Source organism: Pedobacter sp. (assembly GCF_041645105.1).
GTDB lineage: Bacteria > Bacteroidota > Bacteroidia > Sphingobacteriales > Sphingobacteriaceae > Pedobacter.
Genome location: NZ_JBAZQQ010000005.1, coordinates 77287 through 90002 on the forward strand (window position 1 = coordinate 77287; position 12716 = coordinate 90002).

The following is a 12716-nucleotide window of genomic DNA, read 5'->3' on the forward strand; positions in this document are numbered from 1 at the left end:
TTGGTTTAGTTTTTGTAATAGATCGTTATATGGAATTTATTTTGGAAATAATATTTGTAAACGGCCCCGAAATTTTATCCGAGTGGATATTAAGTGTTGTTAAGTCTGAAAAGTAACTTACTCATCACCACCTCCTTTCAGTAGTTCATAGTTTTGATGGATGTTACCGATGATAGATTTACCGGGCATAGTGATGATGATAAACGTTATGACGTGTGTAGTTATCTATTCAGTCTTGTATAGCTGGATGCCGCTCGAATTGGCTTTGAGCAGGAGATTGTCCCTGAAAATATAGTATTCCTGGTAGCTATTGCCATTGGACAGGTCAAATTTCAGTGTGCGATTGATGTTGCCCTTGTCATCCAGCAGCACATAGTTGATTTGTTTTGTCTTAGCCTCCTTTACGATCAGCCAAGAGGCTGTGGCGTTCGAAAAGGTTGAGAAACGAACGTCTTCCCAACCCAGATTTGCATAGGGTATAGTCTTGGTACTAACTTTTTTGCTAGCCAAGTCGAGATAATAGTACTTCAGATATTTGTTCATATCCCCATAGACGCCCGGAAAGACACAGACAGTTGTTAGGATGTTTTTGTTAACGTAACTATCCAGGAAATATTCCTCTTTCTTTGGCTTTAGTAAAATCTCTCCATATCTGCCACTTTTAAGGGAAATGACGTTTGGCCGGTTCGGTTTCAGGTACATGTCCGAAAGGAATATACCTGCATTAGTCGCAATGATTTTTTTTGGGTAATAAAGTCCCTGACTACCCCTGTGCCTAGTAATTTTTTTGGTAGTTAGATTGTACCTGATAATTTCTGGTGTCGAGGGACTGGAATAACTGGTACCAGCATTGAAAGTATTTCCGAACACGAGATGCTGTCCATCAATGGCGATATTGGAGGGGGCATAGAATGTCCGCCCTAGCGGTACTCTTTCTGCTATTGAGCCATCGGGAAGGATGATGTATAGGATGAGAAAGATGTCCTTAGAAAGAGGCTGCATCTTGCCCTGGCTGACAAGGGCGTATATTTTCTCCTTATACTTCATGATAGCACCTATCTCATTGTAATGTTTATCAGCGATCTTAAGTGACCATTTTGGCTTTAAGGATAGGTCGTAGTTGACCAGATAGGCATCCGTGGAGTTCCCATCATTGATCTTAGTTTTAAAGGTATAGCCGCTGCAATATATATCATTCTCATGCCAAGCTAGAGCTTGGACATATTGGATGTTTTCGAAGGAAGCTCTGGTAATCATTTCCTGACCGGATACAAAAGCAGGCAGGATGATGGTAAGAATTATTGAAAGTTTGATTTTCATTTTTTATTCACATGATTCGTAATAGCCTGCTTTTTATTCGCTGGAATCATCAATGATATGAATACTCCCAGGCGAGCCAATGTTTCTGTCAATCTCATGGGGCTAAACCATTGAACTCTCGCTTGTAAATATAACTATGGGCTGATCTAACATTATAGTTTGTTTGGCTAATATAAACTTAAATACTATAACGATTTGAATCTTTAGTTTTGCAATTTAGCCACGATTACCTAGAAAATGACATTTTATAACTTTTTCTTTCAATAATTGATTTTTTGTATATTTATTAATATATGAAAGCCATTCTCCAGAAAGTTCCTGAATTTATAGATTCATCTTTTGCTGTACAGGAATTCCGTTCACCATATTTTAGTACACCTTGGCATTTCCATCCAGAGTATGAACTGGTATTGGTACTAAAAAGCGAAGGAAAGAGATTTGTGGGAGATAAAATTACAGACTTTCGTTCCGGAGACCTTGTCCTATTGGGCTCTAATATTCCTCACTGGTATAGAAATGATGCTTGTTATTATGAAAATGTTCCAGAATTAGAGGCAGCTTCTCTAGTGATTCAGTTTACAGATGACTTTATTGGAAAGGAGTTTTTTCAAACTCCGGAGACAGTTGGTATTCAGCTGATGTTACAAAAGGCAGCTAAAGGTTTGGAGTTACATGGTTCTCTGGCAGAGAAAATTACGAAGATGATGCTAGAGATTAAGGAGATGAAGGGGATGGACAAATTGATTCATTTGCTTTCACTTTTAAATACTATCGCAAATTCTAGAGAATATACTGTGCTGTCTGATGAAGTTGGTTCTGGAAGTATTAATGTCAGTGATCCAAAACGTATCAATAGAATTTATGAATATGTAATGAAACATTTTCAAGAACCTATTTCAATTGAAGAGGCTTCTGGCTTAATTAACATGTGTCCATCTGCATTTTGCAGATATTTCAAAAAAAGAACACGTAAAACATTTACACTCTTTTTGAATGAAATTAGAATCGGACACGCTTGTAAGTTGTTGATTGAAGAAGATTTGAGCGTGACAGAAATCTGTTACCAAAGTGGGTTCAATAATATTTCTTATTTTAATAGACAATTTAAAGCCATAAAAAATATCACACCACAACTTTTTAGGCAGGAATATTTCAGAAAAATGAACGTTTCTTAAGCATCTTCATTTATTACCATTTCATATTGGAAAATGGTCAATATAGTACAAATAACATAGCAAAAAGTATAGGGTTATCGTAATAAATACAGATAAGTTTGAACTAAATTAGAATTCGAAAGAATTTAATATTTAGTATGAAACCAACTATAGATCTGCAACATCAAATCAAGATGCCTTTAAAACCTTTCTCAATCATTGTGATAGGTGCTGGAGGAATTGTAAAGGACGGGCATTTACCTGCATATAAAAAAGCTGACTGGCATGTTTTAGGGATATTTGACCCTGCATTAGAAAAAGCAAACAAACTTGCAGAAGAATTTGATATTGAAAACGTATATACTTCACTTAAAGAAGCGATATCTTCAGCGAGAGTCAATACTGTATTTGACGTTGCTGTACCTGCATCGGCCATAGTTGGAGTATTAGATCAATTACCCGAAAAGGCTATAGTGTTGATTCAGAAGCCTATGGGCGAGAATATTTCCGAAGCAGACAAGATCATGAAAATATGTAAGGAAAAACAATTTGTAGCTGCTATTAATTTCCAAATGCGTTTTATTCCGTCTGTGGTAGCCGCAAAAAAGATAGTTGACAGTGGACTTATTGGAGATTTGCATGATGTTGAAATAAGAATGAACATTTATCATCCTTGGCATTTATGGGAATTTTTGTTTCATATTCCGAGAATGGAGATGCTGTATCACAGTATCCATTATATGGATCTATTGCGTTATTTTTTTGGGGAGCCTCAAAAAGTTTATGCTAAAACATGGAAACATCCAAAAATGATGCAATTGGCTTCTACAAGATCTATTATTTTTCTGGAATATGATGAAATAATCAAAGCTCATATCAATACCAACCACGGACATGAGTTTGGTTTAAAACATCAGGATTCTTTTATAAAGCTGGAAGGTACTAAAGGGGCCATCAAAGCAACATTAGGAATGAATATCAATTATCCTGATGGAGTAGCCGATACATTTGAATATGTTATTCTTGAAGAAGGAAAAGAGCCAGAATGGCAATCTGTAAGTTTTGAAGCAAGCTGGTTTCCTGATGCTTTTATAGGCTCTATGGCAAACCTAATGTGTTATGTAGAAGGTTCCTCAGATATCCTTATCAATCATATTGACAGCGCTTATCAAACTATGGCCCTGGTTGAAGCGGCCTATGAATCAAGTGAGCATGGAGGAGTAATCAGCAATAAATATCAGTTTTCGCAGAAAGACTCCTAGATAGATGCACCTAACCTATGAAATTATTATTAACCAATGAATATATTAAATAAATACAGCCGTATCTTAACAGAAGATGTCAGTCAGCCATCTTCAAAAGCTATGTTACATGGAGTAGGACTTAGTACTGATGACCTTAAGAAAGCACAGGTAGGCATTGCAAGCTCGGGTTACGAAGGGAATCCATGTAACATGCATCTGAATGACCTTGCACTAACAGTAAAAAAAGGAATTGCAGAAGCGGGGTTGGTAGGACTTATTTTTAATACAATAGGGGTTAGTGATGCACTTTCTATGGGGACAACAGGAATGAGATTCTCTTTGCCATCTCGTGATATTATAGCTGATTCTATTGAAGCAGTAGTTAGTGCACAATGGTATGATGCAGTTGTACCTATTATGGGGTGTGATAAAAACATGCCAGGAGCGGTAATTGCTATGTGCCGGTTAAATAGACCGTCTATAATGGTTTACGGAGGGACAATACATTCCGGTAATTATAAAGATCAAAAGATCAATATATTATCTACTTTAGAAGCCTATGGGGCAAAGATAGCAGGTAAAATTTCGGAAGAAGACTTTAATGGAATAGTGCTGAATGCTTGTCCAGGAGCGGGTGCGTGTGGTGGTATGTATACTGCAAATACGATGTCAGCAGCTATTGAAGTTATGGGTTTAAGTTTACCCTATAGTTCATCAAATCCAGCTGTGAGTAAAGAAAAGCAAGAAGAATGTTTGAAGGTTGGAAGCTATCTTCATCATCTGTTGATGGAGGACATCAGGCCATCGGATATTCTGACGAAGCAATCATTTGAAAATGCGATTACACTTATTATGGCCTTAGGAGGTTCTACCAATGCCGTTATTCATCTAATTGCAATGGCGAAATCAATCAATATAGAAATTGGTTTAGATGATTTTCAACGAATAAGTGATAAAACCCCTCTGCTTGCGGATTTGAAACCAAGTGGGAAATTTCTGATGGAAGACCTGCATCTGGCAGGTGGGACGCCAGGAGTGATTAAGGAGTTGTTAGAGGCAGGATATTTACACCCGGATTGCTTGACAGTTACTGGGAAATCGTTAGCTGAAAATACGAAGGCTATAAAGCCATTAGACAAAAGTTTTCAGATACTTTCAACATTTGATAAGCCATTAAAATCTTCCGGACATTTAAGAGTGATGTATGGAAATCTGGCAACAGAAGGTGCAGTCGCAAAAATAACAGGAAAAGAAGGTGAACTTTTTGAAGGACCAGCAAAAGTATTTAATGATGAACCCAGTGCTATTGAAGCAATAAAAAATAAAAAAGTTATCTCTGGAGATGTTATTGTCGTAAGATATGAGGGGCCAAAAGGAGGCCCTGGTATGCCCGAAATGCTGAAAATAACAGCAACTGTAATGGGAGCAGGGTTAGGAAATGATGTGGCTATTATTACTGATGGCAGATTTTCAGGTGGAACACATGGATTTGTGATTGGGCATATTACCCCTGAAGCTATGGATGGAGGGTTAATAGCACTCTTACAAGATGGTGACATCATTACGATCGATGCTGTAAATAATACGATTAATGCTAACATTACAGAAGATGAAGTGAAAGAAAGAGGTACTTTATGGAGACAGCCTAAACTCAAGTATGATAAAGGGATGCTTTATAAATACAGTATTACAGTTTCATCAGCCTCTGAAGGATGTGTAACGGATGAGAAAAAGCTTCTGTAACATATAGCTCAGCAACTGATTTACTTTTAACTAAGTTTTATTATAGTACAGATACTGTATCTAGAAACGAGAAGCGTATCTGGAAAAATAAAGTCGCTGTTATAAATACGACACAAAAAAATTACATGTAATGTTCCTGAAAAGTTTAAATATGGCTTTTTTTATGTAAAAGATATAAGTGGAAATGCTGTTTCCGGAGAGTTGTTTATCAACTAAAATTATTGTTTATTTAATGAATACAAATCTGACCTGAATTTATGCAAGCTATTTTTGGAGTACTGTTCCATTTTATCGGAGGATTTGCCTCCGGTAGTTTTTATATTCCTTTTAAAAAAGTAAAAGGCTGGGCATGGGAAAGTTATTGGATTACCGGGGGAATTTTTTCATGGCTTATTGTACCTATTTTGGCAGCATGGTTGACGGTACCTGGATTTATCGATATCATTCTTGATACCAATATAAATACACTATTCTGGACTTATTTTTTAGGCTTATTATGGGGAATTGGAGGCTTGACTTTTGGTTTGGCAATGAGGTACCTTGGAATATCTTTAGGTATGTCTGTTGCCTTGGGGTTTTGCTCGGCTTTTGGAGCACTTATTCCTCCAGTTTACGCAGATATTGTTTCAACAGAAGGGACAGATACATTTAGTTATATGTTAAGTACAAGTGGAGGGCAACTGGTTTTGTTAGGTGTCTTAGTGTGTCTTGTTGGTATAGCCATTTGTGGAGCTGCTGGAATGAGAAAAGAAAAAGAGTTATCAATAGACCAAAAGCAGGCAAGTATTAGTGAGTTTAATTTAAAAAAAGGCTTGTTGGTTGCAGTATTTTCAGGAATTCTAAGTGCTTGTATGAGTTTTGCTATAAGTGCAGGCAAGCCAATGGGCGAAGCCGCTGAAATAGCAGGAACAGATCCATTGTTCCGTAACAATGTCATATTTGTGGTGGTGATGCTTGGAGGGCTTACCACGAATTTTATATCATGTATGGTCATGAATGCAAGAAATAAAACTTTTGGGAATTATGGCAATAAAAAGACTCCTTTGCTCAATAACTATTTTTTCTCTGCTCTTGCAGGAACAACCTGGTTTATGCAATATTTTTTTTACGGGATGGGGGAGAGTAAGTTAGGGAATGGAGCAAGTTCGTGGATTTTACATATGGCCTTTATTATTTTGATTTCTAATATTTGGGGTATCATTTTAAAAGAATGGCAGGGTGTCAGTAGAAAAACAATGTTCACTATTTTAGCTGGTATAACTGTTATTATATTATCTGTGGTATTGGTGGGATATGGAAATTCATACTAGATTCTGTAGAATCTACTCGCATTTCTAAACAAAATGTTAGCCATTTCTTCTGATGTAAAATCTTTACATAATGCAAGAAAAGCCTCAAACCAATCAGTGTAATTTGAAGCAAGATTTACTACAGGCCAGTCGCTGCCAAAAACTATTCTGTTAAAACCAAATTGCTCTACAATAAAGTCAAAATAAGGCCTTAAATCATCAACCTGCCAGTTATTCCACTTAGCTTCTGTAACCAGTCCTGAAATTTTACAATAAACATTTGGATTATCAGCCAGTAATCTAATGTTTGCTTTCCATTGAAGCATTTCGGCATTTTTTATGTCAGGTTTGCCGCAATGGTCAAGCATATATTGAATCTCAGGCTGCCTCTCAACTATTGTTATGGCCTGTGGTAATTGCCAGGTTTTTACACCTATATCAAAACTTAGATTATATTTTTGAAGCAGAGCTAGATTGTCTGTAAATTCATAGCTAGCATATAAAGAAATTGGAGACTCTTCCAATCGTCTTATTCCACGTATTAATGGATTTTTAAGTAGAATTTGAAGATGAGCTTCTGCATCTGGTAATTCCAATGGAAACCAGGAAATAATACCAGCAATACGGCGGTCATAAATAGCAATTTCAGAAACATAATTTACTTCATCCATGTACTGTTCAGCTAGACATTCGCATTGCACAAATATCATTTTCTCTATAGGGATGAGAGCAGTAGCCTCCTGGTAATCTTTTATATCAAAACTTTTTCTAATATCTTGTACTTCATCCAACCAGGGATATTTTAGTTTCTCTACGTCCCAAAGATGTAAATGAGTATCAATCAACTTGTTTTTCATTATTTTAAAAGTTTATACCGCTAATGTAAGTTTCAGATAATTTTCAACCTAATCCTTTCTGTTAATTATACTGTACTATTTTGATATTAAAACAATATTATCGAACTAATATGTTAAACAACTTTATTCCAAAAATTGGGGATGTATAGAAATCTATCAACAGAGGATATATTTAATATTAATCAGTAATCCTTTATTAACAATATCTTTTTTGTTAAGAATTAAGTAGGTCAAAATAGTGTAGGTGATTGACAAATAAGTGTTTGTTTAAGATTGCCATTGCCCATATTATTGTACTAATTAAAATCAAATATAAATTCGAGAATGATGAAACAGGTTTTAAAGCAGAAACTTTTTCTGCTTTGTGCACATAGGGGGGGCTATGCTGCGTCGCAAAGAAAGTTTACATGGTTACTGTTATTAACAAGCTTATTATTTATAGCTCCTGCTTATGCACAAAATATAAGTATAAGCGGTAAAGTAACTGATGCAATGGGAGAAGTTATACCCGGAGTCAGCATAAAACTAAAAGGTACTACAATTGGACAGGTAACCAATTCAGAGGGCAATTATAGTCTGAATATACCTGCTACTGGTGGCACATTGGTGTTTTCATCTGTTGGTTTTTTAGAGCAGGAAATTCAGGTTAGTAAACAGTCAGTGGTAAACGTCAAATTAGTCGCTGATTCAAAAGCTATGGATGAAGTTGTAGTTCTTGGATTTGGACAGAGCCAGAAAAAAATTGCGCAAACAGGAGCAATCGCTTCTGTGAGTGGAACTCAACTGAAGCAAAGCCCTACAGCGAATGTAATGAATGCACTTGCAGGAAGATTGCCCGGTTTAGTATCAGTACAGCGCTCAGGTGAGCCGGGTAGGGACGATCCGTCATTATTCATCAGAGGACGTGCGTCTTTAAATACTGCGTCTACACCATTGGTCACAATTGATGGTGTACAGCGTGATTTCAAAGCAATCAGTTTACTAGATGTTAATGAGATAGAAAATATAACTATACTTAAAGACGCATCAGCAACAGCTTTGTATGGTGTTAAAGGGGCTAACGGGGTAATTATTGTTACCACAAAAATGGGTAAAATAGGTAAACCTCAAATTAACCTTACGCTAGAGAAAGCTGTATCTACAGCGGTAGAATTACCTAATTTTTTAGATTCTTACCAAACAGCACAACTTTACAATGAAGGATATAAAAATGATAATCCTAACAGCACACAGCCATATTATTCAGCAACAGCTTTAGAAGCGTTCAGAACAGGTTCAGATCCATTGCGGTATGCCAATGTAGATTATGTTAAAGAGCTTTTAAAGCCAGGATTAGAAACCCGAGCCAATTTTAATATTACAGGAGGAGGGGCACAAGCGCGATATTTTGTAAATGTTGGATATTTAGACCAGGGTGGGATCTATAATGCAGAAAAAAATAAAGATTATAATCCTAATGCCACTTACAAACGTTATAACTTTCGTTCTAACGTAGATATAGATTTTGATGAGAATTTCTCCATAGGCTTAAAATTAAGTGGCTCTATACAAAATATAAGTAGGCCAAACGGCTCAGTAGCTAATATATTTATTACAGCACTTACAGTATCTCCAACAACACCAATTAAGTATCCAACTGGATACTATAGTTATGATGGGCAACAGGCTAATCCATTCTGGTTTTTGAATGAATCTGGTTATGTAGAAGAATACAATTCAGCACTTTCTGGTATGCTGACTGCTACACATAAACTGAACTTCATCACCCAAGGCTTATCAGTAAAGGGGAACTATTCTTTTGATGGATTGTACAATAATAGTCTTGTAAGATCAAAAGAAGTACCTTATGCTACCTACAAAGGATCGGGGGATTTTAACGATCCCGCTAATTATACTTACCTGAAAACAAATATTCCATTATCGGCACCTACGGGAGCATTTTCTCAAAACCGAAATATATGGATGGACGCGTCTCTTAATTATCAAAGGAAGTTTGGGAATCATGATGTGTCAGGATTACTACTTGCAAATCGAACACAGATTGTTAACGCAGTAGTGTCAGCCTCTGCAACGAATGCTATTCCATTGGTGTCACAGGGATTGGTGATGCGAGCCGTATATAATTATAAATACAAGTATTTTGCTGAATTTAATGCAGGATATAATGGAACGGATAACTTTTCTCCCAATAAAAGATATGGTTTTTTTCCAGCAGTTTCAGCAGCCTGGTTATTGTCAGAAGAAAAATTCCTTAAAGGAAATAGTTTAATAGATTATCTTAAAATAAGAGCAACGTATGGTTTAACGGGAGATGATCAGATAACTGGAAGAAGATGGCTTTTCTTTTCTGAATATGCCAATAATGGTGCATATGGTTACGGAACAACATTGCAAAACATAGCCGCAATTACTGAAGGAGCGATGGCTAATCGCGATGTATCATGGCAAATAGCCAGAAAAACCAATTTAGGCTTAGAACTTAAAATGTTTAAAAGTAAGCTAGGCCTTAATGTGGATTTGTTTCATGAACACAGATATAATCAGCTGATTATGCCAAACACTGTGCCCGGTATATTGGGCGTATCCGGAAACAATCTCCCCCCTATAAACGAAGGTAAAGTAGAAAATAAAGGATTTGAACTAGAACTTACACACAATAACCGAATAGGTAGTCTGAGTTATTTTCTAAATGTAAATGCGTCATTTGCCAGAAACAAGATTCTCTTTATGGATGAAGCCCCAAAACAATATCAATGGTTACAAACTACTGGAAGACCTATTGGGCAATATTATGGTTATACGGCCATTGGCTTTTTCAGAAGTGTAGAAGAAATTAACAACAGCCCTACACAATTTGGAACTGTAATCCCAGGAGATTTAAAATATAAAGACCTGAATAGTGATGGTGTGATTGATGGTAACGATATGGGATATATAGGTGGAAGTAATGTCCCAGAAGTTTATTATGGTCTTTCGGGAGGAATCAACTGGAAAAACTTAGATGTCAGCTTTTTGCTACAAGGCGCTGCAAATAGTTTCCGTAACAATGCAGGAATAGGTTATTGGGAGTTTTTTAATGGAGGGAAAGTTACAGAAGCACACTTGGGACGTTGGACACCAGAAACCGCCGAGACAGCAACTTATCCTGCAATGCACTCTGTAAGAAATAGTAACAATCATAGGCAGTCGACATTCTTCTTAGAAGATGTAAGTTATGTGCGTTTGAAAAATTTTGAGATAGGTTACACTTTTAAAGATGTTAAGCTTACAAAAACCAGAGGTTTTTCTTCAGTAAGGGTGTATGCGAATGGACAAAACCTATATACCTGGTCAGACTCAGTATTCGACCCTGAGTTAACAGGAGCAACCAATACCTATCCAACTATGCGCACATTTAATTTTGGTACAGCAGTAAGCTTTTAAAAGAAAATCTATAGGCAATCAATATGAAAAAGAGATATAAAATTATCCTGTTTACATTGCTAATGATAGCAGTAAGCGGAATACAAAGTTGTAAAAAGGTTGACGAGTATCTGGATAAAGCACCAACCGGAGGATTAACAGAAAATCAGGTATTTGGAAACTATCAACAAGCATTGCAATTTTTGGCAGGTATTTATCAACGTTTACCTGATGAATGGCAGCCTGCAGGCAGTGATACATTTACTTATGGAGCAGCTTCAGACGAAGCGCTATGTTCGGTACAATTAGGTAATGGACCCCAGGAATATACCAATGGATTGATTTCATCAACAAGCAACGTGCTAGATGTTTGGGTTCCGCTTTATGCATCCGTTAGGAGCGCCAATTTGTTTTTGGAAAAAATAGCATTGTGGCAACCAGCAAACCCAATTGAAGTCGCCGCTAAAGACCGAATGATAGGAGAAGCATATTTCTTAAGAGCATTCTTTTACATGGAGCTTTTTAAACGCTACGGAAGGGTTCCAGTGTTTGAAAGAACATTAAACATAACAGATAACCTGAATTTGCCAAGAAATACGGTGGATGAAACTGTTAGTGTTATCATTACAAATTGTGAGAAGGCAGCAAATTTATTATATCGAGAAAATGCTTCAGCAGATTTGGGAAGAGCAACCAAAGGAGCTGCTCTGATGTTAAAAGCACAGGCTTTGTTGTTAAGAGCTAGTAAATTACATAATCCATCAGAAGATAAAACTAAATGGGCAGCTGCTGCGGCAGCAGCAAAGGATGTAGTGAATTTAGGAGTTTATAGTGTAGATGGAAATTATAAAAGTTTGCTTCATTCTCGTACCACTCCTAATATTATTTTCCAGTCAACAGTGAATAAAGCAGCATGGCGAAACTTAATGTTTTTGCCAAGTTTGGGAGGTTATGCTCGTGTACAACCTATACAGGAAATGGTAAATGCCTATGAAATGCAGTCAACAGGGAAAGCAATAACAGAACCTGGTTCTGGATATGACTTAAATAATCCTTACGTAGGAAGAGATCCCCGTTTAGGATATTCAATTATTTATGATGGCAGTACCTGGAAAGGAACAGTAATACAAACTTATCAGGGAGCACCTGGAACTAATGGCTCACAACCACAAGGAGGTGCGCCTCAGACACAAACTGGGTACTACCTTGCGAAAACTGTTGATGAGAATGCTAGCATAACCCCTGCGGTAACAGGTGAACATTATTGGATATACATGCGTTATGAAGATTTGCTATTGATGTATGCCGAAGCCCAAAATGAAGCTTTAGATATACCCGATAATACAATTTACGATGCTGTGAATGAAGTGAGGACAAGGATAGGAATAGCTATGCCTGCTTTACCATCTGGTTTAAGTAAAATTCAGATGCGTGATAAGATAAGAAATGAAAGAAGAGTAGAGTTGGCATTTGAAGGAAAAAGATTCTGGGATATACGTAGGTGGCGTATAGGTGAAAATGTAATGAAACAGGCTTATGGCGTATTGATACAGAGAAATGCGATTACTGGGATTAAGACTTACAATTATAACTTGATACAAAGCAGAACATATAGAAACGAATTTGATTTATTTCCGATACCGCAAGTAGAAAGGCAAAAGCAGCCTGCATTGGAACAAAACCCTGATTATAATTAGTAGAATTTAG

The 12716-nt window shown here is 36.7% G+C and carries 8 protein-coding genes; 6 read left to right on the plus strand and 2 right to left on the minus strand.

What is annotated here, in order from left to right; all coding sequences use genetic code 11:
- Positions 1–225: 225 nt before the first annotated feature.
- Positions 226–1320, minus strand: a complete 1095-nt coding sequence (locus WC623_RS16255; RefSeq protein WP_372852971.1) for a hypothetical protein — start codon at positions 1318–1320, stop codon at positions 226–228.
- A 293-nt stretch (positions 1321–1613) separates the two neighbouring features.
- Here WC623_RS16255 and WC623_RS16260 point away from each other — a divergent pair, with 293 nt between their 5' ends.
- The 4 genes from WC623_RS16260 (at position 1614) to rhaT (ending at position 6771) form a co-directional block, all read left to right on the plus strand.
- Positions 1614–2495, plus strand: coding sequence for an AraC family transcriptional regulator (locus WC623_RS16260; protein WP_372852973.1), 882 nt, complete (start codon positions 1614–1616; stop codon positions 2493–2495).
- A gap of 137 nt (positions 2496–2632) precedes the next feature.
- Entirely contained in the window at positions 2633–3736 is a 1104-nt protein-coding gene (locus WC623_RS16265) for a Gfo/Idh/MocA family protein (RefSeq protein ID WP_372852975.1), read from the plus strand.
- Positions 3737–3772: 36 nt separating this feature from the next.
- Positions 3773–5461, plus strand: coding sequence for a dihydroxy-acid dehydratase (gene ilvD, locus WC623_RS16270; RefSeq protein ID WP_372852977.1), 1689 nt, complete (start codon positions 3773–3775; stop codon positions 5459–5461).
- 257 nt (positions 5462–5718) lie between these two features.
- Positions 5719–6771, plus strand: coding sequence for an L-rhamnose/proton symporter RhaT (gene rhaT / locus WC623_RS16275; protein WP_372852979.1), 1053 nt, complete (start codon positions 5719–5721; stop codon positions 6769–6771).
- On the opposite strand, the gene WC623_RS16280 is transcribed toward rhaT, so the two are convergent.
- The gene (locus WC623_RS16280) at positions 6768–7607 is read right to left on the minus strand and encodes an amidohydrolase (RefSeq protein WP_372852981.1); all 840 of its coding nucleotides are present in this window, start codon (positions 7605–7607) and stop codon (positions 6768–6770) included. The two genes, rhaT and WC623_RS16280, sit on opposite strands and share 4 nt — an antisense overlap.
- Positions 7608–7931: 324 nt before the next feature.
- Here WC623_RS16280 and WC623_RS16285 point away from each other — a divergent pair, with 324 nt between their 5' ends.
- Both WC623_RS16285 and WC623_RS16290 read left to right on the plus strand, forming a co-directional pair.
- Positions 7932–11030 carry a SusC/RagA family TonB-linked outer membrane protein gene (locus WC623_RS16285; protein WP_372852984.1) on the plus strand — a complete coding sequence of 1033 codons (3099 nt, stop codon included), beginning with the start codon at positions 7932–7934 and terminating at the stop codon, positions 11028–11030.
- Positions 11031–11053: 23 nt separating this feature from the next.
- Positions 11054–12706: a RagB/SusD family nutrient uptake outer membrane protein gene (locus tag WC623_RS16290; protein WP_372852986.1), complete on the plus strand. Its 1653-nt coding sequence runs from the start codon at positions 11054–11056 to the stop codon at positions 12704–12706.
- Positions 12707–12716: the final 10 nt, after the last annotated feature.